Here is a 20,192-nt window from a genome sequence, read left to right on the forward strand (position 1 = left end):
CGGGATCGGCGGCGGGCGCAGGCCCGCCACGCGGATCGCGCCGCGCGCGTCGACGAGGCTCGCGAGCGCGTTCGCGAGCACGGTCGCCGGGTTGCGCAGTAGGCCGCCCCAGTTGCCGGAGTGATGGCCGCCGTCGCGGGCGCGCAGGCTCAGCTTGAAGTTGAACGCGCCACGCGAGCCGAGGAACACGGTCGGGCGTTCGGCGGTGACGCGCGGCCCGTCGGACGCAATCAGCACGTCCGCCGCGAGCGCGTCGCGCTCCTGGCGGCACAGCGCGTCGAGGCCCGGCGAACCCGTTTCCTCGCCCATCTCGATCAGCAGTTTCGCGTTGAAGCCGAGCCGGCCGCCGCGCGCGTCGAGCACGCTCGCCAGCGCGGCCAGGTTGATCGTGTGCTGGCCCTTGTTGTCGGCACTGCCGCGGCCATACCAGCGATCGCCGTCGACGGTCAGCGTCCACGGCGACAGCGGCGCGCGCCATTGCGCGTCGTAGCCGCGCACGACGTCGCCGTGGCCGTAGATCAGGACGGTCGGCAGCGCGTCGTCCTCGTGGCGCGACGCGAGCAGAAACGGCCCGCCGCCGACGACGGGGTTCTCGACGATCCGCGACGTGAAGCCGAGGCGCGCGGCTTCCGGCGCGATCTCGTCGGTCAGGTAGGCGCGCAATGCGGCGCCCGCGCCGCTGTCCTGGCTCTCGGTGCGCAGGCCGACGCGGCGGCTCAGGGTGGTGAAGAAGGCGCCCGATTCGAACTGGTTCAGCGCGTGCTGGATGGCGGTGATACGGCTCAAGACATGTCTCCTTTGTCGGTTTTCCGGCGGGCGCGGCGCGCACGGCGGGGAGTGCGATCGATTCTAGGAAGCCGTTTTTTTTGTCACAATGATCGAATTTCGAACATTTCGTTGCCGAAAAGGCAAAGCAAAGCGGCCCGGACGGCGGGCCCGGAGACAGAACGATGGCGGCTTTCCTGCATGGTCTTGCGCTCCGGTACTTCGTCGAAGTGGCGCGCACCGGGTCGATCAGCGACGCATCGGCGCGGCTGCACGTGGCCGTCTCGGCGATCAGCCGGCAGATCGCGAAGCTCGAGAGCGAGCTCGGCGCGCCGCTGTTCGAGCGGCGGCCGCGCGGGATGACGCTGTCGGAGGCCGGCGAACGGCTGCTGGGCTTCGCGCAGCGCAGCCTGCTGGAGGCCGAGCACGTGATGAAGGAAATCGGCGGTCTGGAAGCGCTGCACGGCAGCCTGCTGAAGATCGCCTGCTCGGAAGGGTTCGCGATCGATTTCCTGCCGGGCGCGCTCGCGGGCTTCAAGGCGCGCCACCCGGGCGTCGATTTCTCGGTGTGGGTCGTGTCGCCGGCGGAGGCGACGCGGCGCGTGCGCGACGGCGACGCCGACATCGGGCTGACGTTCAGCCTGGCGCCGGAGCACGGCGTGCGCGTGGAACATACGGAGCGTGCGCCGGTCTTCGCGCTCGTGCGGCGCGACCATCCGCTCGCGGCGCGCGACTCGGTGTCGCTCGCCGACGTCGCGCGGCACCCGCATGTGCTGCCGGAGGCCGGCACGACGGTGCGCCAGCTGATCGACATCGCGTGCGTGCTCGACGGGCTCATGCTCGAGCCGGAACTGACCAGCAACAACACCGCAGTGATGTACCGCTATGCGCAGCGTACCGGTGCGGTGATGTTCACGGGGCTGTTGTCGGTGCGCGACCGCTTCGACTCGGACGGCTTCGTCGTCGTGCCCGTCACGAACCCGCAGTTGCGCGAGCGCAGCATCCAGGTGCAGACCATGGCGGGGCGCGACCTGCCCGCGTCGGTACGCGCGTTTCGCGACCATCTGGTCGACGTGATGAGCGCCGCGTCGCCCCCGCCCGTTGCCGCGCGCGGCCCGAGACGCCCGGGCATGAGATAATCGCGAATCCGCCTTCCGTGCCCGTGCGGCTCACCGAGCCGCATCGCCCCTGTTCGACGCCAAATTGAAGAACCTGATTGTCACCCTCGATCGCGCCGGCGAGTTCGACGAGATCATCGACGTGCGCACGCCGCTCGAGTTCGCCGAGGATCATATCCCCGGCGCGCTGAACGCGCCCGTGCTCAGCAACGAGGAGCGCGTGATCGTCGGCACGATGTACCGTCAGGTGTCGCCGTACGAAGCGACGCGCGTCGGCGCGGCGATGGTCGCACGCAACATCGCGCGCCATCTCGACACTACGTTCGCCGACCGTCCGCGTAACTGGCGGCCGCTGATCTACTGCTGGCGCGGCGGCAAGCGCTCGGGCTCGATGACGACCTGGTTCAACCTGATCGGCTGGCAGGCGCGGCAGCTCGACGGCGGCTACAAGGCATACCGCCGCTCGGTGTGCGCGACGCTCGACACGCTGCCCACGCGGTTCCGCTACATCGCGCTCGTCGGCCATACGGGCTGCGGCAAGACGCGGCTCTTGAACGCGCTGCGCGACGAAGGGGCGCAGACGCTCGATCTCGAGGCGCTCGCCTGCCACCGCGGCTCGCTGCTCGGTGCATTGCCGGGCGTGCCGCAGCCCGCGCAGAAGTCGTTCGATTCGGGCCTCGTCGGAACGCTCGAGCGTTTCGACCCCGCATGGCCCGTCTTCGTCGAATCGGAAAGCCGCAAGATCGGGCTCGTGCAATTGCCGCTCGCGCTGATGGACGCGTTTCGCGCGGGGCCGTGGGTGCAGGTCGAGGCCGAGCATGACGAACGCATCGCGTTCCTGCTCGACGACTATGCCCACCTGTTCGACGACCCGGCCGCGTTCAAGGCGCAATTGCATCGACTGATCGGCCTGCACAGCCGGGAAGAGGTCGCGCGCTGGAACGCACTGATCGACGCGAACGCGCGTGCTGAACTGTTCGGCACGCTGATCGACAAGCATTACGATCCTGCGTATGCACGCACCTATCGTTCGTCGTACGACAAATCGAACCGCGTGCTGACGTTCACATTCCGGCCGAATGCGGCCGACGTGCGCCAGCAGGCGCGCGCGCTGCTCGACGCGCTCGCGCGCTCCGGGCTCCCGGCGTCGCCCGTCGCCGGCGACGCAGCAGGATCCGACACCGACACAAACCAATCGACCACCACACGATGACGACCACACGCACCCAACCCAATCCGGCGCTCGGCTGGATGACCTTCCTGCTGATCGCAGTCGCGGGACTGTTCTACGTGAAATGGTTCCCGTACTACAACAAGGCATTCGTCGCCGCCGAGCATCATTCGATCGGCCAGTCGATCCTGATGGGCACGTCGGCGACTGCGCCCGAGCCGTCGCTGAAGGCGGCGCTCGACTACGCATGGGCATACGGCAAGGCGATCTGGCAGGCGATGGTGCTCGGCCTGCTGCTCGGTTCGGCCGTGCAGGCGCTGCTGCCCGCGCACTGGGTCGCACGCGTGCTCGGTCGCACGGGCTTCGGCAGTGTCGCCGCGGGCGGCCTGCTGTCGCTGCCCGGCATGATGTGCACCTGCTGCGCGGCGCCGGTCGTCGCCGGCCTGCGCGCGCGGCACGCGTCGCCGGGCGGCGCGGTCGCGTTCTGGCTCGGCAACACGGTGCTGAATCCGGCCGCGCTGGTGTTCATGGGCTTCGTGCTCGGCTGGCACTGGAGCGTACTGCGGCTGGTGCTCGGCATTGCGATGGTGTTCGGGATCGGCTATCTGCTGAACCGCATCGCGCGTCCCGAGGACCGCGGCATCGACGACGCGCAACTCGCTGCGCTGGCGGCCGGGCAGGCCGCGGCCGGCAATCCGTTCGTCCGCTGGATCAAGCTGCTCGCGCGCATGGCCGTGCGGCTCGTGCCCGAATACATCGTGCTCGTGCTGCTGCTCGGCGCGGCACGCGCATGGCTGTTCCCGCATATCGGCCCGGACATCGGCAACCATCTCGGCTGGATCATCGCGTTCGCGGTCGCGGGCACGTTGTTCGTGATCCCGACGGCCGGCGAGGTGCCGATCATCCAGGCGATGCTGTCGCTCGGCATGGGTGTCGGCCCGGCCGCCGCGCTGCTGATGACGCTGCCGCCGATCAGCGTGCCGTCGCTCGCGATGCTCGCGCGTTCGTTCAAGCCGTACATGCTGGCGATCGTCACGGCCCTCGTGGTCGTGTTCGGGATCGCGAGCGGGCTGCTCGCGATCGCGTTCGGGTTCTGACGGCGACGCACGGGACGGCCAGCCGGCGCGCATGGCCGGCAGCCGCCGACCGGGCCTGCGGGATGGCCGCTGCGCCGCGCGCAGACTGATCCCGTCGCTTGATCGTCGTATTCATCCGGCGCCGCCGCTTCACGCGTGCGGTGCCCTTTACAAGAAGCAAACAGGAAAACGCATGACCCAACCGAAGATTCATCCTCGACTCGAAAAGGCGCTGACGCGCGGCGATCTCGCGATCCGCCAGGCCAATTCCGCGCGGGCGACTGCCGTGCTGAACGCGCTCGGCACGATGATCATCGAGGCCTCCGCCACGATCGGCGTCGAGGCCAGTATCGAGATTCCGCAGGGCGACCGCATTTACGATCCGGTGAACGGCCTGTGGCCGCAGAAGATGCTGGTGTCGTTCGACGGCCCGGTCGACGAAGCCGACGCGGAAGAGCTGCGTGCGGTCTATCTGATTGCCGACGATCCGGGTACGCAATTCCGCGTCGAATGGCATCGTGCCGACGGCAAGCTCGGTCGCCAGGAAGGCGGCCCGCTGGCGACCGTCGCATTCCTGACCGACGTCGAGATCCCGTGGAGCGATGACGACGAGTAACGTCGTCTCAAAGTCTTCGCATTGGGCCGGCGCCCGGCGCGCCGGCCGTCAGCGCATCATCCGCCGCCGGAACAGCCACGCGCAGACCACGAATCCGCCGATTGCATAGCCGGCGAGCACCGCGAGATGCAGGCCGACGTCCGTCGCCGGCCTGCCGAGCATCGCGGGCCGGATCAGTTCGACCGCGTTCGCGAGCGGCAGCACGTGCGCCGCGCGCTGCGCGATCGGCGGCAACTGCGTGATCGGGAAGAACACGCCCGACAGCAGCAGCATCGGCGTCAGCACGAGCGTCTGATAGAACATGAAGAAGTCGTAGGACGGCGCGAGCGCCGTGACGATCATCGCGGTGCTTGCGAACGCGAGGCCGGCGAGCGCGATCACGGGCAGCGCCGCGAGCATCGACGGAAAGTGCGCATAGCCGAGCAGGCCCGCGACGAGCATGATCGCGACGCCCGACAACAGCGCCTTGCTCGCACCCCAGACAATCTCGCCGAGCACGATGTCGCCCAGCGAGAGCGGCGTGTGCATGATCGCTTCCCAGGTGCGCTGCACGTGCATCCGCGAGAAGCCCGAGTACATCGACTCGAAGCTCGCGGACATCATCACGCTCGAACCGACCGTGCCGGCGGCGAGGAACGCGATATACGACACGCCGTCGACGTGGCCGAGCATCAGGCCGAGCCCGAACCCCAGCCCGAACAGGTAGATCATCGGATCGGCGAGATTGCCGAACAGTGAGGCGAGCGCGAGCTTGCGCCACACGAGGTAGTTGCGCCGCCATACGGCGATCCAGTTGGTCGCGTTCGCGGGCAGTGCGATCGCGAAGCGTGACTCGCGTGGCGGCGCGGACGGCGCGGCGGCGGAATAGTTGCGTGCGTCCATGATCGATCAGTCCTGCATTTCGCGGCCCGTGAGCCGCAGGAATACGTCTTCCAGATTGGCCGGACGATGCAGATAGCGCAACCCCGTGCGCCCCTTGAGTCGCGCACTGAGCGGCTCGGGATCGGTCACGTAGCAGAACAGCGTTTCGCCGCTGATCTCGGTGTGCTTCGCGAACGGCGCCAGTTCGTCGCGCAACGCGACCGGGTCGGGCCCGTAGATCTCGATCACGTCGCAGCCGATCTCGGACTCGATCAGCGCATGCGGCGCGCCTTCGGTGATCTTGCGGCCTTCCTCGATCACGCACAGCCGGTCGCACAGGCGTTCGGCTTCCTCCATGAAATGCGTGGTGATCAGGATCGTCTTGCCGCGCGCGAGCAGCGAGCGCAACCGCTCCCACATCAGGTGCCGCGCCTGCGGATCGAGGCCCGTCGTCGGCTCGTCGAGCACCAGCACGTCGGGATCGTTGACGAGCGCGCGGGCGAGCGTCAGACGCCGCTTCATCCCGCCCGACAGCTCGCCCACCTTTGCATCGGCCTTGTTTTCCAGCTTCGCGAATTCGAGCAGCGGCTGCACCAGCGCGCGCGCAGCCTGCGCCGACATCCCGAAATAGCGGCTGAACACGAGCAGGTTTTCGCGGACCGTGAAGTCCGGATCGAGGTTGTCGAACTGCGGGACGACACCGACGCGCCGGCGCGCATGCCGCGCGCGTGTCGGAACCGGTTCGCCGCACAGCGAAATGGCGCCGGCATCGGGATAGACGAGGCCGAGCAGCATCTTCAGCGTCGTGGTCTTGCCGGCGCCGTTCGGCCCGAGCAGGCCGTAGCATTCGCCGGCCTGTACGTGGAAGGACAGGTCGTTGACGACGAGCTTGTCGCCATAGCGTTTTTCGACGTTCCGGAAATCGATCGGTGCAACGGACATGGGCAGGTTGTCGTTGTAAGCGGGCGCGGACACGTTTCGCGGCCGGCCCGCGGGGCATGCCGGCCGGCGAACGGATCGGGCGAATGCGTGTCACATGAGCATGACCGGAGCGAACGCACGTCGAGGGCACGAACGGGCCATTCTAGTGCATCGGCTGCGTCTCTTCAGCGCATGCCGGCGCGGCACGGTGCATGGGCGCACGGATCGTGCACCGCATCATCGCCGACGCGCCCCGCGTGGCGAATCAGCGTTTTCCATCCCTTGCGTCCTGAATTGCGGCGCACCATGATGAGTGCATAGGGCACGTAGTCGCGATAGGGAGGTTTCATGGCTAGCTACAACAAGATTCTGCTGTGCTACGACGGCACGCTCGAGGGACGCAAGGCATTGCGGTGCGGTGCAAATCTCGCGCTGGACCTGAAGGCGGAAACGCACTTGCTGTCGGTCGTCGACATGCGCTCGAGCATCGCGCAAAGCGCAGGGTTGCTGACCGACGTCGCGTGCGGCCGCTTCGAGGAAACCGCGCGCGAGATCCTGCAGGAAGGCGTGAACTGGCTGCGCGAGCGTGGCGTTCAGGCGGAAGGCCATTTCGCGTTCGGCTATCCGATCGACGAAATCGCGAATCTCGCGACGGAGTTGAAGGCCGACCTCGTCGTCGTCGGCCATCGGTGCCGCAGCGGGTTGTCGAGATGGTGGATGGGGTCGGGCAACACGCAACTGCTCGATCGCGTGAACTGCAGCATTCTGGTCGCGTGTTCGTCGGCCGAAGAGCAAAAGGCCGAGATGGCGCGCGAACGCGAAGCGGCCACCGCGAACGGCAAGTAACGCAGTGATCGCGTGAACGGCCGGATTGCCGGCGGTTCACGCGCGGTCGCGCGCAGTGCCGCATCGGCGGCATCGACCGCGACCGCCACTGCGATTGCTCAGGCGTGCAGGTCGATCGCGGACAGCTTCCACGAGAACAGGCCGAAGCGGCGGAAGACCGCCGCATAGCGCGTGCCGTCGGCGCTGCGCTGGTAGGTCACGACGAATTCATCGATATTCCGGTAGCCGGCACTCGTTTGCTGCGGATGACCCGTATCGCTCGCGCTCGCTGGTGCGGGCGCAGGCGCAGCCGCAGCGGTGGCATTGCTGCCCGGCACGGGTGCGCTAGCCGGATTGGCCGGCGGCGCGGCCGGTGCGTTGCCGGGCGCACCGCCTGACGGCGGGCCCGACCATTCGGGGGGCCGCTCGCCCGGATTACCGCGCGGCGGGATGCCGCTCATCAACGCCGCCACACCTTCCGGTGTCGCATAGGCATCGACCAGCGGGCCGATCAACGCAGATCCGATCAGCGCCCCAATCACCGCGAACGGATTGTCCTTCTTCACCGCGTCGATCCGGCGCATCAACTCTTCCGTGACCTGCTGCTTCAGGCTGATGCGCAGCGACGGAAAGTCGACATATTCGCTGACCGCTTGCGCATCGCGCGCGTCGATCGCCGATTTCAGGCGGCCTAGCGCGACGTACGGCGACGCGTAGGCATAGCCGACCGCCGCCAGGACGGCGACGGCCAGCACGACGATCAGCAAGGGCTTGAGCCGCCACGCGCGGCCCGACGATCCAGTCACGATGCCTCCGGTGCGGACAGGTTCCGCAATCAGAGACCGCCGTGCGTGGATGATCGTTCCTCGTCGATGCAGCGATCGATCATCCGGCACACGGCATCGATCGTCCCGACCATGATCAGGCGCGACCGACCGTGATAGACGCGCACGGGCGCACGGCGCGCCGGTTCCGCGTGATTCAGGCCGGCGTTCAGCGAGACCCGCGCGAACGCGGGAAGCGCCGACGGCAGCAGGGACGCCTGCCGTTCAACTGCGACTTCTTGGTTCACCACGGGCGCCGCGGCGGACAGCGGCGCACAGGGCGTGCGGCCGCGCAGGTGACGCAGGCGACCGAATTGACGGAAAGGCAGCAAACGGGAAAGGCGTTCCATGGTGTTCTCCTCAGCGAGACCGATTGTCAGAGTTCGCCCGAGCGGATCAGCCCGACGGCGATGCCTTCCAGCGCGAATTCCGCGCTGCCGGCCTTGACGAAGATGTTTTCGTAATCCGGGTTCTCCGCGATCAGCTCGAGGCCGCCGGGCCGGCGCATCAGGCGCTTGACCGTGACGTCGTCGCCCAGACGCGCGACGATGATCTGGCCGTCCTTCGCTTCCGTGCGCTTCTGCACGGCGAGGAGGTCGCCGTCGAGAATGCCGGCGTCGCGCATCGACAGGCCGCGCACCTTCAGCAGGTAGTCGGGCTTGCTCGTGAACAGCGCGGGATCGCACGCGTAATGCTGCGAGATGTGCTCCTGCGCGAGGATCGGGCTACCGGCCGCCACCCGGCCGACGAGCGGCAGCGACAGTTGCATCAGGCCGGCGTGCGGCAGCGTGAACTGGTGCGGCGCATCGTCGATGCCGAGCAAGCGAATGCCGCGCGACGCGCCGGCGGCCAGCTCGATCACGCCCTTGCGCGCCAGCGCACGGAGGTGTTCCTCGGCCGCGTTCGGCGAGCTGAAACCCAGTTCGGCCGCGATCTCGGCGCGCGTGGGCGGGAAACCGGAGCGCTCGATCGCCCGGCGGATCAAGTCGAACACTTGCTGCTGACGTGCGGTGAGTTTGGTCATGGCTTAACTGTATGGATAGACAGTGAGCTGTATTTTTATACAGTACTTCGCGAATTTCAAGTGTTACTTGAGGTTCGACGCGATCGCGCCGGTTCCGCCGCGATTTCGCGACGTCCGGACGCCGGTTTGTCTGCCGCAACCGTCCGCCCAGTCTGCGTTAGCACTTTTGAGTATTAAAAAATGAAGAACGATTATTTTTAATCATGTAGCCCGTTCGCTAGACTGGCCCGACATCGCAATACCGACAACACTGGAGAACCAAGGATGGCGAAGCGCAATACGGGGCTGGTGGGCGGAGTGGGCCGCCTGATCGCAACACTCGCGCTGGGCGCGGCGGCGGCGCTGGGCGTCGCGACGCATGCCCAGGCCGATACGACGTTCCTGAACGTGTCGTACGACCCGACGCGCGAGCTGTATCAGGACTTCAACCAGGCGTTCGGCAAGGAGTGGAAGGCGAAGACGGGCGAGACCGTCAACTTCAAGCAGTCGCACGGCGGCTCGGGCGCGCAGGCGCGTTCGGTGCTCGACGGCCTGCAGGCCGACGTCGTCACGCTGGCGCTCGCGTACGACATCGACGCGCTCGCGAACAAGGGGCTGGTGAACAAGGACTGGCAGAAGCGCCTGCCCGACAACGCGTCGCCGTACACGTCGACGATCGTGTTCCTGGTGCGCAAGGGCAATCCGAAGGGGATCAAGGACTGGGACGATCTGACCAAGCCGGGCATCTCGATCGTCACGCCGAACCCGAAGACCTCGGGCGGCGCGCGCTGGAACTACCTGGCCGCATGGTCGTATGCCGTGCACAAGCCGGGCGGTAACGAGCAAAGCGCGAAGGAATTCGTGACGAAGCTCTACAAGAATGCAGGCGTGCTCGATTCGGGCGCGCGTGGCGCGACGACGAGCTTCGTGCAGCGCGGGATCGGCGACGTGCTGATCGCGTGGGAGAACGAGGCGTTCCTGTCGATCAAGGAATTCGGCACCGACAAGTTCGAGATCGTCGTGCCGTCGGTGAGCATCCTGGCCGAGCCGCCCGTCGCGGTGGTCGACAAGGTGGTCGACAAGAAGGGTACGCGCAAGCTGGCGGAGGCCTACCTGAATTTCCTGTATAGCCCGCAGGGCCAGGAGATCGCGGCGCGCAACTACTACCGTCCGCGTTCGAAGAACGTGCCGGCGGAGCTGACGAAGCAGTTCCCGAAGCTGAAGCTGTACACGGTCGACGACACGTTCGGCGGCTGGACGAATGCGCAGAAGACGCATTTCGCGGACGGCGGCGTGTTCGACTCGATCTACAAGCCGCAGTAACGCCAACAGTCACGTCACGCAGCAAACCCATAACGACAGCGGCGCGCCACGACAGCGCGCCGCATCCCCGACGGCCGCCGGCGCGATTTCCCGCGCCGGCGTTTGCGTCGGACCCATGAGCAGCATCGACCCAGCAAGAGCATCCGATGACGACGTACACCTTTCGCAAGCCGAGCGCGCTGCCCGGCTTCGGCGTGACGCTCGGCATCACGGTGGCCTATTTGAGCCTCGTGGTGCTGATCCCGCTCGCCGCCACGTTCCTGAAGACCGCGACGCTGTCGTGGGACCAGTTCGTCACCGCCGTCACGTCGCCGCGCGTACTCGCGTCGTACCGGCTGACGTTTTCCGCCGCCCTGGGCGGCGCATTGATCAACGCCGTGTTCGGCTTTCTCGTCGCGTGGGTGCTGGTGCGCTACCGGTTCCCGTTCAAGCGCCTCGTCGACGCAATCGTCGACCTGCCGTTCGCGTTGCCGACCTCGGTCGCGGGCATTTCGCTTGCAGCCGTCTATGCGACCAACGGCTGGGTCGGCCAGTATCTCGCGCCGTTCGGCATCAAGATCGCGTTCACGCCGGTCGGCGTGCTGGTTGCGCTGACCTTCATCGGGCTGCCGTTCGTCGTGCGCACCGTGCAGCCGGTGCTCGAGGATTTCGAGCGCGAGCAGGAGGAGGCCGCCGCGTGCCTCGGCGCATCGCGCTGGCTGACGTTCCGCCGCGTCGTGCTGCCGGCCGTGCTGCCGGCGCTGCTCACCGGCTTCGCGCTGGCGTTCGCGCGCGCGCTCGGCGAATACGGGTCGGTGATCTTCATCGCCGGCAACGTGCCGATGAAATCCGAGATCACGTCGCTCTTGATCATCACGAAGCTCGAGCAGTACGACTACGCAGGCGCGACCGCGCTCGCGGTCGTGATGCTGGTCGTGTCGTTCCTGATGCTGCTCCTGATCAACACGCTGCAGTGGTATCTGCAGCGTCGTACGAGCAAGGGAGCGAGCGGCCCCGCGCCGTCGACCGCAACCGTTGCCGCGACCACCGCAGGAGGCCAGCAATGAACCAGGAGTCCAGTGCCGTGCTGAACAACCCGTCCGCCGCGCGCGCGCGCGCCGCGAAACAGCCCGACCCCGTCAGCGAGTCGCGCGTCGTGCGCTGGCTGCTCACGGGCATCGCGCTGGCGTTCCTCGCGTTCTTCCTCGTCGTGCCGCTCGCCGCGGTGTTCTTCGAGGCGCTGCGCAAGGGCGTCGGCTTCTATCTCGAATCGCTCGCCGATCCGGACGCATGGTCGGCGATCAAGCTGACGCTGACGGTCGCCGTGATCGCGGTGCCGCTGAATCTCGTGTTCGGCGTGTGCGCGTCGTGGGCGATCGCGAAGTTCGAATTCCGCGGCAAGGCGTTGCTCACCACGCTGATCGACCTGCCGTTCTCCGTGTCGCCGGTGATCTCGGGCCTCGTCTACGTGCTGCTGTTCGGCGCGCAGGGCTGGCTCGGGCCATGGCTGCAGGACCACGACGTGCAGATCATCTTCGCGGTGCCGGGCATCGTGCTCGCGACGATCTTCGTCACGTTCCCGTTCGTCGCGCGCGAGCTGATCCCGCTGATGCAGGCGCAGGGCACCGACGAAGAAGAAGCCGCGCGCGTGCTCGGCGCGTCCGGCTGGCAGATCTTCCGGCGCGTGACGCTGCCGAACGTGAAGTGGGGCCTGCTGTATGGCGTGATCCTGTGCAATGCGCGCGCGATGGGCGAGTTCGGCGCGGTGTCGGTCGTGTCCGGCCACATTCGCGGCGTGACCGACACGATGCCGCTGCACGTCGAGATCCTGTACAACGAATATAACTTCGCGGCAGCGTTCGCCGTGGCGTCGGTGCTGGCGCTGCTCGCGCTCGTCACGCTCGCGCTGAAGCTGCTCGCCGAGCGTCATCTCGCCGCCGAACTGGCCGGCGCACGCGATGACGTTCCCGCTCATGCCGGCCCCGTCGCCGCCATTTCGTCGAAATCGTAAAGAGGCAACCAGAATGGGTATCACCGTCCGTCACCTTCAGAAGCGCTTCGGCGATTTCACCGCCCTCGACAACGTGTCGCTCGACTTTCCCGCGGGCGAGCTCGTCGCGCTGCTCGGGCCGTCCGGCTGCGGCAAGACCACGCTGCTGCGCGTGATCGCGGGCCTCGAGCACGCGGACGCCGGCCAGGTCGTGCTGCAGGGGCTCGACGTCGCATCGGTCGGCGCGCGCGATCGCCAGGTCGGCTTCGTGTTCCAGCATTACGCGCTGTTTCGCCACATGACCGTATTCGAGAACGTCGCGTTCGGGCTGCGCGTGAAGCCGCGCCGCGAGCGGCCGTCGGAGGCCGTGATCCGCGACAAGGTGCACGAGCTGCTGAAGCTCGTGCAGCTCGACTGGCTCGCGCAGCGCTATCCGTCCGAGCTGTCGGGCGGCCAGCGCCAGCGGATCGCGCTCGCCCGCGCGCTCGCGGTCGAGCCGAAGGTGCTGCTGCTCGACGAGCCGTTCGGCGCGCTCGACGCGAAGGTGCGCAAGGAACTGCGCGGCTGGCTGCGGCGCCTGCACGACGACCTGCACATCTCGACGATCTTCGTCACGCACGACCAGGAAGAGGCGCTGGAAGTGGCCGACCGGATCGTCGTGCTGAATCGCGGGCACGTGGAGCAGGTCGGCAGCCCGCAGGACGTCTATGATCATCCGCAAAGCGCGTTCGTCTACGAATTCCTCGGCGCGGCGAACCGCCTGCCGGGCACGGTCGCCGGCCGTGGCTTCGTCGCCGAGGGCGCGGCGGCGCCGATCGCGGTCGATGCCGATTTCGCGGGCCCCGCGAACGCGTACGTGCGGCCGCACGACCTGCAGCTGTGGCCGGCCGGCGACGGTCATCGCGACGGCATCGCCGTGGACGTGCGCCGCGTGATCCCGCTCGGCGGCTCGGTGCGGGTCGAACTCGAGGCGCGCACGGGCGGCGCGCTCGAAGCGGAACTCGATCGCGACGCGTGGCGGGCGCTCGCGCTGCAGGTCGGCGACGGCGCGACGGCCGTGCCGCGCGCGGTCCGGGTATTTCCCGCACACTGACGTCCGAACCCGGTAAAGAGAAGAGGGCGGATACCGCTCCGGAGTGACATTCGAACAACGACAGCCTAAGAGGCATACCCATGAATTTTCAGCAATTGCGTTTCGTGCGCGAAGCCGTGCGTCAGAACATGAACCTGACGGAAGTCGCGAACGTGCTGTACACGTCGCAGTCGGGCGTGTCGAAGCAGATCAAGGATCTCGAGGACGAACTGGGCGTCGACATCTTCATCCGGCGCGGCAAGCGGCTCACGGGGCTCACGGAGCCCGGCAAGGCCGTGCACCAGCTGATCGAGCGGATGCTGCTCGACGCCGAGAATCTGCGCCGCGTCGCGCGCCAGTTCGCGGACCAGGACAGCGGCCACCTCGTCGTCGCGACGACGCACACGCAGGCGCGCTACGCACTGCCGAAGGTGATCCGGCAGTTCACCGACGTGTTCCCGAAGGTGCATCTCGCGCTGCGCCAGGGCAGCCCGCAGCAGATCGCGCAGATGATCCTGAACGGCGAAGCCGATCTCGGCATCTCGACCGAGGCGCTCGACCGCTATCCGGACATCGTGACGTTCCCGTGCTATTCGTGGCACCACACGGTCGTCGTGCCGAAGGGGCATCCGCTCGTCGGCCGCGAGAACCTGACGCTCGACGAAATCGCCGAGTACCCGATCATCACGTATGACCAGGACTTCACGGGCCGCTCGCACATCGACCAGGCATTCACGCAGGCCGGCGCGGTGCCCGACGTGGTGCTGACCGCGATCGACGCGGACGTGATCAAGACCTACGTCGAGCTCGGGATGGGGATCGGCGTCGTCGCGGCGATGGCCTTCGATCCGCAGCGCGACACCGGGCTCGTCGCGCTCGACACGCAGCACCTGTTCGAGGCGAGCACGACGCGTGTCGGGCTGCGCAAGGGCGCGTTCCTGCGCGCGTATGCGTACCGGCTGATCGAGATGTTCGCGCCGCAGCTGAACGAAGCGGAAATCGCCGCGCAGCTGCGCGAAGCGGTCTGACGGCGGGGCGATGTCCGGGGGCGCGGCAAGCGCCCGCCGGACGTGCTGCGCGATGGCTTCGTCATGTCATCGTGTGCCGACGCGTCGAACCTTCGATCGACGTCGTCGCTGACAATCCGCCTTGCCGCGCGCGGCGACCGTCACGTATGCGCCGATTAACAGCACCGATTAAACAGAACAACAAGACGGCACATTCGGATGCCTCGCTTCGACCCTCTCGAACAGGCCACTTTCACAAAGATATGATTTAATCCGCCGGAACGCGGGTCGGCAAACCGCGTCGGCGCTGCTGCGCGGCCGTTGCCGCGAGCGGCTCGGGCCTGCAGCGGCGAGCGCAACTCATCGCATCGCGCTGAATGAAATCGGAAACAGCGCACACGTGGAAAACGCAAAGCGAATTCGATGTACAAGCCGGATTCGACGAAGGCCGATCATTGAACCCGAAACGGTTTCCTTCGCGAGCGCGACGAAGCGGCGCCGCGGCCCCGGCTGTAACGCGCCGCAATCGGCACACGTAATCGCGTGCTCCGAATAAACCCTTAAATATTGATCAGACGGGTTGCGCGTCGAACCGAAACGGTACAGCATAGCTTTCACTCCGCCGGCGTCCCGCCGGCGGTGGCGCGCCGACGACAGCGCGCGCCAGGCAGTCGGCCGTCTGCCCCGCTTCCATTCCTTGGTACCGACAAGCAGCATCGATGGCCAGTGCCCGGGTAGTGTGGCGCAAACGTTTGCTCGCATTAAAACAACAACCAGACAACAATCCGGCCCAGCGGGCCAGTCGCCAGGAGATGTGTATGAATGTCCTCTTTCGCCGTCGCTTCCTGACCGCCGCGCTTGCCGCCGTCGCGGTCGCCGCCGCACCGGCCGTCCATGCTCAAGCAGCGGGCAAGCCGAAGGTCGCACTCGTGATGAAGTCGCTCGCCAACGAGTTCTTCCTGACGATGGAAACCGGCGCGAAGGAATACCAGAAGCACAACGCCGGGCAGTTCGACCTGGTCACGAACGGCATCAAGGACGAGACCGACACCGCGAACCAGATCCGCATCGTCGAGCAGATGATCGTGTCGAAGGTCGATGCGATCGTGCTCGCGCCGGCTGATTCGAAGGCGCTCGTGCCGGTCGTGAAGAAGGCGGTCGACGCGGGCATCATCGTCGTGAACATCGACAACCGGCTCGATCCGGACGTGCTGAAGTCGAAGAACCTGAACGTGCCGTTCGTCGGCCCGGACAACCGCAAGGGCGCGCGCAAGATCGGCGACTACCTCGCGAAGCGGCTGAAGGCGGGCGACCAGGTCGGCATCCTTGAAGGCGTGTCGACGACGACCAACGCGCAGCAGCGCACGGCCGGCTTCCAGGATGCGATGAAGGCCGGCGGGATGAAGGTCGTGTCGGTGCAGTCGGGCGAATGGGAGATCGACAAGGGCAATGCGGTCGCGTCCGCGATGCTCAACGAATACCCGAACCTGCGGGCGCTGCTGTGCGGCAACGACAACATGGCGATCGGCGCGGTGTCGGCCGTGCGGGCCGCGGGCAAGCAGGGCAAGGTGTTTGTGGTCGGCTACGACAACATCAACGCGATCAAGCCGATGCTGAAGGACGGCCGCGTGCTCGCGACCGCCGACCAGTACGCGGCGAAGCAGGCCGTGTTCGGCATCGACACGGCGCTCAAGGCGATTGCCGAGCATCGCAAGCAGGCCGACATGACCGGTGTGGTCGAGACGCCGGTGGATCTCGTGACGAAGTAACGCTGCCCCGTCGCGGCCGCAACGCTCAAGAATCCGGGCTGGCGGCCGTTATACGGAGTGAGCGCGATCACGGCCACTGCATGCACATGCACTTGTGAGCGTCATACCCGCGCGTCGCGTGCGCGCGGCCGCAATCAGGATCGCGATGGAACCGACCTTCCAACCCTCCCGTTCAGCCGTTCCCGTGCTGTCCGTCTCCGGCGTGGGCAAGACCTACGCCGAACCGGTGCTCGCCGACGTCACGCTGACGCTTGCGCCGGGTGAAGCGCTCGCGCTGACGGGCGAGAACGGCGCAGGAAAGAGCACGCTGTCGAAGATCATCGGCGGGCTCGTCGACCCGACGACCGGCACGATGCAGCTCGGCGGCCAGGCCTATGCGCCGGCGAGCCGCACGCAGGCCGAGGCACTCGGCGTGCGCATGGTGATGCAGGAACTGAACCTGCTGCCGACGCTCACGATCGCCGAAAACCTGTTTCTGAACCGTCTGCCGCGACGCTTCGGCATCATCGACCGCGCGCGGCTGCATGACGACGCGCAGGCGGCGATGGCGCGTGTCGGGCTCGACGCGGTCGACCCCGACACGCCGGTCGGTGCGCTCGGCATCGGCCACCAGCAGATGGTCGAGATCGCGCGCAACCTGATCGGCGACTGCCGCGTGCTGATCCTCGATGAGCCGACCGCGATGCTGACCGCGCGCGAGGTCGAGCTGCTGTTCGAGCAGATCGACCGGTTGAAGGCGCACGGCGTGGCGATCGTCTACATCTCGCACCGGCTCGAGGAGCTCGCGCGCGTCGCCGAGCGCGTCGCGGTGCTGCGCGACGGCCGGCTCGTGCACGTCGGCGACATGGCCGCGACGACGTCCGACGGGCTCGTCACGCTGATGGTCGGACGCGAGATCGGCGAGCACATCGATCTCGGCCCGCGCCGGATCGGCGCGCCGCGACTCGCCGTGTCGGGCATGACGCGCGGCACGGCCGTGCAGGACGTGTCGCTCGAAGTGCGTTCGGGCGAAATCTTCGGCATCTCGGGGCTGATCGGCGCGGGGCGTACCGAGTTGCTGCGGCTGATCTACGGCGCGGATACACCGGACGCCGGGATGATCGCGGTCGGCGATCCGCTGAAGCCGGCGCGCATCGGATCGCCCGTCGATGCGGTGCGGCACGGCATCGCGCTGATCACCGAGGACCGCAAGGGCGAAGGGCTGCTGCTGTCGCAGTCGGTCACGTCGAACGTGTCGCTCGGCCAGCTCGAGCGGCTCGCGCGCGGCGGCATCGTCGATACGGCGCGCGAAACGGCGCTCGCCGAGCAACAGATCGACGCGTTGCGGATTCGCACGCACGGCGCCGCGCAGGCAGTCGGCGAATTGTCGGGCGGCAACCAGCAGAAGGTCGTGATCGGCCGCTGGCTCGCGCGCGACATGGGCGTGCTGCTGTTCGACGAGCCGACCCGCGGAATCGACGTCGGCGCCAAATTCGAGATCTACACGCTGATGGGCGCGCTTGCGCGCGAGGGCCGCGCGCTGGTGGTCGTCTCGAGCGACCTGCGCGAGCTGATGCTGATCTGCGACCGGATCGGCGTGATGTCGGCCGGCCGCATGACCGCCGTGTTCGAACGCGGCAACTGGACCCAGGATGCGCTGCTGGCCGCGGCATTCGCCGGCTTCGGCCGCGAAGCGCTGCCGGAAGGCACGCGCCACCCGGATGCGCAAGCGGCGCCGAGCGCGGCTTCCGGCACTTCGACGACAGGACGACAGCAATGACCCAGCCTCCCGTATCCCCGAGCGACGCAGGCGCGCAGCAGGACGTGACCGGGCGCCGCGCGCGCACGCTGTCCGGCACGCGGCTCGGCCTGTCCAACTATCTCGGGCTCGCCGGTGCGCTCGCCGCGATGATCGCGCTGTTTTCGGTGCTGAGCTCGCATTTCCTGACCTACGATACGTTCAGTACGATCGCGAACCAGATCCCCGATCTCGTCGTGATGTCGGTCGGGATGACCTTCGTGCTGATCATCGCCGGCATCGACCTGTCGGTCGGCTCGGTGCTCGCGCTGGCCGCGTCGATGGTCAGCGTGGCCGCGCTGAAATGGCAGTGGGGGCCGCTGCCGGCCGCGCTGATCGGGATCGCGGTCGCGACCGTGACCGGCTCGCTGACCGGCGCGATCACGGTCGGCTGGCGGATTCCGTCGTTCATCGTGTCGCTCGGCGTGCTCGAGGCCGCGCGCGGCGTCGCTTACCAGCTGACGAATTCGCGCACGGCCTACATCGGCGACGCGTTCGATTTCCTGTCGAACCCGATCGCGCTCGGCATCTCGCCGGCGTTCCTGATCGCGGTCGCGGTGATGATCGCGGCACAGTTCGTGCTCACGCGTACCGTATTCGGGCGCTATCTCGTCGGGATCGGCACGAACGAGGAGGCCGTGCGGCTCGCCGGGGTTAACCCGCGGCCGTATAAAATCCTCGTATTCGCATTGATGGGCGCGCTCGCGGGGCTCGCGTCGCTGTTCCAGATCTCGCGGCTCGAGGCCGCCGACCCGAACGCGGGCGCGGGCCTCGAACTGCAGGTGATCGCGGCCGTCGTCATCGGCGGCACGAGCCTGATGGGCGGGCGCGGCTCGGTGATCAGCACGTTCTTCGGCGTGTTGATCATCTCCGTGCTGGCCGCGGGCCTGGCGCAGATCGGCGCGAACGAGCCGACCAAACGGATCATCACCGGGGCGGTGATCGTGGTGGCGGTCGTGCTCGATACGTATCGCAGCCGGCGCGCGCGCGCCCGGTAAGAACTACACAGAAAGCAGACCAGAGAGAAACGGGAAATGGCGACGATCAAGGATGTGGCGGCCATGGCGGGCGTGTCGTTTACGACCGTCTCGCACGTGGTGAACAATTCGCGGCCGGTGTCCGCGGACGTGCGTGCGAAGGTCGAGGGCGCAATCCGTGAGCTGAATTACGTGCCGTCGGCCGTGGCGCGCTCGCTCAAGGCGCGTTCGACGGCGACCATCGGACTCGTCGTGCCGAACAGTACGAATCCGTACTTCGCGGAGCTTGCGCGCGGCATCGAGGATCAGTGCGCGGCCAACGGCTATTGCGTGTTCTTCTGCAACTCGGACGACGATCCCGTGAAGCAGCGCAACTACCTGCGCGTGCTGCAGGAAAAGCGCATCGACGGGCTGATCGTCGCATCGGCCGGCGAGGACGCGGTGCTCGCGCAGACGCTCGCGCACGCGCATGCGCCGCTCGTCGTCGTCGACCGCAATATCGAGGGGCTCGCGGCCGACCTCGTGCAGATCGATCACGAACGCGGCGCGTACCTGGCGACGCGTCACCTGCTCGAACTCGGGCACGCGAAGATCGGCTGCATCACCGGGCCGACCGACACGGCCGTCAGCGCGATGCGCGTGCACGGCTTCATCCGCGCGATGGCCGAGCGCGGGATCGACATCGTGCCGGGCGCGATCGCGGAAAGCGATTTCTCGTGCCTCGGCGGCTATCACGCGGCGTCGCGGCTGTTCGAGTCGGTGCATCCGAGCGCGATTTTCGCGGGCAACGACCTGATGGGCGTCGGTGCGCTGCGCGCGGCGGCCGAGCGCGGGCTGCGCGTGCCGGACGACTGCTCGATCATCGGCTTCGACGACATCGAATTCTCCCGCTACACGTACCCGGCGCTGTCGACGGTCGGCCAGTCGGTGCGCGCGCTCGGCGAAATGGCTGCGCAGACGCTGATCGAGCGGATCGGCGGCGGCTCGACGGCCGCGCCGAGCCGTCGGCGCGTCGTGTCGCCACGCCTCGTGCTGCGCGAATCGACCGCGATTTACCGCGAGCCGGCCACGCCCGGCGCTCGCGCATGACGGCGCGCACCGCGGGCGCCGGCCGCGTG

General features: G+C 67.4%; 21 protein-coding genes. 14 read left to right on the forward strand and 7 right to left on the reverse strand.

What is annotated here, in order from left to right:
• Positions 1-786, reverse strand: a 786-nt coding sequence (locus F3J14_RS25500; RefSeq protein ID WP_166725335.1) for a M20/M25/M40 family metallo-hydrolase, incomplete at its 3' end; no start/stop codon positions are given.
• 164 nt (positions 787-950) lie between these two features.
• On the opposite strand from F3J14_RS25500, the gene F3J14_RS25505 reads away from it, so the two are divergent.
• From F3J14_RS25505 to F3J14_RS25520, 4 genes are all read left to right on the forward strand, one after another.
• Entirely contained in the window at positions 951-1,904 is a 954-nt protein-coding gene (locus F3J14_RS25505; protein ID WP_166725336.1) for a LysR family transcriptional regulator, read from the forward strand.
• 64 nt (positions 1,905-1,968) lie between these two features.
• Entirely contained in the window at positions 1,969-3,096 is a 1,128-nt protein-coding gene (gene mnmH, locus F3J14_RS25510; protein ID WP_166725337.1) for a tRNA 2-selenouridine(34) synthase MnmH, read from the forward strand.
• Entirely contained in the window at positions 3,093-4,151 is a 1,059-nt protein-coding gene (locus tag F3J14_RS25515; RefSeq protein WP_166725338.1) for a permease, read from the forward strand. Before mnmH ends, F3J14_RS25515 begins: the two co-directional genes overlap by 4 nt.
• Positions 4,152-4,323: 172 nt before the next feature.
• The gene (locus F3J14_RS25520) at positions 4,324-4,746 is read left to right on the forward strand and encodes a hypothetical protein (protein ID WP_006759454.1); all 423 of its coding nucleotides are present in this window, start codon (positions 4,324-4,326) and stop codon (positions 4,744-4,746) included.
• Between the two features lie 48 nt (positions 4,747-4,794).
• Here F3J14_RS25520 and F3J14_RS25525 read toward each other — a convergent pair whose 3' ends face one another.
• The 3 genes from F3J14_RS25525 to F3J14_RS25535 all read right to left on the reverse strand — a co-directional run bounded on the left by F3J14_RS25525 (position 4,795) and on the right by F3J14_RS25535 (position 6,878).
• On the reverse strand, positions 4,795-5,628 hold the full coding sequence (locus tag F3J14_RS25525) for an ABC transporter permease (RefSeq protein ID WP_166725339.1): 834 nt from the start codon (positions 5,626-5,628) through the stop codon (positions 4,795-4,797).
• 6 nt (positions 5,629-5,634) lie between these two features.
• Complete coding sequence (nodI, locus tag F3J14_RS25530) at positions 5,635-6,549, reverse strand: nodulation factor ABC transporter ATP-binding protein NodI (protein ID WP_006759456.1); 915 nt, start codon at positions 6,547-6,549, stop codon at positions 5,635-5,637.
• A gap of 164 nt (positions 6,550-6,713) precedes the next feature.
• On the reverse strand, positions 6,714-6,878 hold the full coding sequence (locus tag F3J14_RS25535) for a hypothetical protein (RefSeq protein WP_166725334.1): 165 nt from the start codon (positions 6,876-6,878) through the stop codon (positions 6,714-6,716).
• On the opposite strand from F3J14_RS25535, the gene F3J14_RS25540 reads away from it, so the two are divergent.
• A complete protein-coding gene (locus F3J14_RS25540; RefSeq protein WP_006754652.1) occupies positions 6,877-7,374 on the forward strand; it encodes a universal stress protein in 498 nt (165 codons plus the stop codon). The two genes, F3J14_RS25535 and F3J14_RS25540, sit on opposite strands and share 2 nt — an antisense overlap.
• 98 nt (positions 7,375-7,472) lie before the next feature.
• Here the strand turns inward: F3J14_RS25540 and F3J14_RS25545 are convergent, their stop codons facing one another.
• The 3 genes from F3J14_RS25545 to lexA are packed head-to-tail and all read right to left on the reverse strand — an operon-like array spanning position 7,473 to position 9,201.
• Positions 7,473-8,159 carry a DUF2939 domain-containing protein gene (locus F3J14_RS25545; RefSeq protein WP_166725340.1) on the reverse strand — a complete coding sequence of 229 codons (687 nt, stop codon included), beginning with the start codon at positions 8,157-8,159 and terminating at the stop codon, positions 7,473-7,475.
• Positions 8,160-8,188: 29 nt separating this feature from the next.
• Positions 8,189-8,527, reverse strand: a complete 339-nt coding sequence (locus F3J14_RS25550; RefSeq protein WP_166725341.1) for a hypothetical protein — start codon at positions 8,525-8,527, stop codon at positions 8,189-8,191.
• 26 nt (positions 8,528-8,553) lie between these two features.
• Entirely contained in the window at positions 8,554-9,201 is a 648-nt protein-coding gene (gene lexA / locus F3J14_RS25555; protein ID WP_006754655.1) for a transcriptional repressor LexA, read from the reverse strand.
• Positions 9,202-9,465: 264 nt separating this feature from the next.
• Here lexA and F3J14_RS25560 point away from each other — a divergent pair, with 264 nt between their 5' ends.
• From F3J14_RS25560 to F3J14_RS25600, 9 genes are all read left to right on the forward strand, one after another.
• Positions 9,466-10,503 carry a sulfate ABC transporter substrate-binding protein gene (locus F3J14_RS25560; RefSeq protein WP_166725342.1) on the forward strand — a complete coding sequence of 346 codons (1,038 nt, stop codon included), beginning with the start codon at positions 9,466-9,468 and terminating at the stop codon, positions 10,501-10,503.
• A gap of 146 nt (positions 10,504-10,649) precedes the next feature.
• A complete protein-coding gene (cysT, locus tag F3J14_RS25565) occupies positions 10,650-11,549 on the forward strand; it encodes a sulfate ABC transporter permease subunit CysT (RefSeq protein ID WP_166725343.1) in 900 nt (299 codons plus the stop codon).
• On the forward strand, positions 11,546-12,493 hold the full coding sequence (cysW, locus tag F3J14_RS25570) for a sulfate ABC transporter permease subunit CysW (RefSeq protein WP_166725344.1): 948 nt from the start codon (positions 11,546-11,548) through the stop codon (positions 12,491-12,493). The genes cysT and cysW overlap by 4 nt, the downstream gene beginning before the upstream one ends.
• Positions 12,494-12,506: 13 nt before the next feature.
• The gene (locus F3J14_RS25575) at positions 12,507-13,565 is read left to right on the forward strand and encodes a sulfate ABC transporter ATP-binding protein (protein ID WP_006759463.1); all 1,059 of its coding nucleotides are present in this window, start codon (positions 12,507-12,509) and stop codon (positions 13,563-13,565) included.
• 80 nt (positions 13,566-13,645) lie between these two features.
• Positions 13,646-14,572: a CysB family HTH-type transcriptional regulator gene (locus F3J14_RS25580; protein ID WP_166725345.1), complete on the forward strand. Its 927-nt coding sequence runs from the start codon at positions 13,646-13,648 to the stop codon at positions 14,570-14,572.
• 797 nt (positions 14,573-15,369) lie between these two features.
• Positions 15,370-16,320 (forward strand): sugar ABC transporter substrate-binding protein, encoded by a 951-nt coding sequence (locus F3J14_RS25585; protein WP_166725346.1) that lies wholly within the window; start codon positions 15,370-15,372, stop codon positions 16,318-16,320.
• A 145-nt stretch (positions 16,321-16,465) separates the two neighbouring features.
• Positions 16,466-18,079 (forward strand): sugar ABC transporter ATP-binding protein, encoded by a 1,614-nt coding sequence (locus F3J14_RS25590; protein WP_166725347.1) that lies wholly within the window; start codon positions 16,466-16,468, stop codon positions 18,077-18,079.
• Complete coding sequence (locus tag F3J14_RS25595) at positions 18,076-19,095, forward strand: ABC transporter permease (RefSeq protein ID WP_166725348.1); 1,020 nt, start codon at positions 18,076-18,078, stop codon at positions 19,093-19,095. The genes F3J14_RS25590 and F3J14_RS25595 overlap by 4 nt, the downstream gene beginning before the upstream one ends.
• A gap of 36 nt (positions 19,096-19,131) precedes the next feature.
• Entirely contained in the window at positions 19,132-20,163 is a 1,032-nt protein-coding gene (locus F3J14_RS25600; protein WP_105834349.1) for a LacI family DNA-binding transcriptional regulator, read from the forward strand.
• Positions 20,164-20,192: the final 29 nt, after the last annotated feature.

The sequence above is a fragment of the Burkholderia sp. Tr-862 genome, from assembly GCF_011753085.1.
In the GTDB taxonomy this organism is placed as follows: domain Bacteria; phylum Pseudomonadota; class Gammaproteobacteria; order Burkholderiales; family Burkholderiaceae; genus Burkholderia; species Burkholderia ambifaria.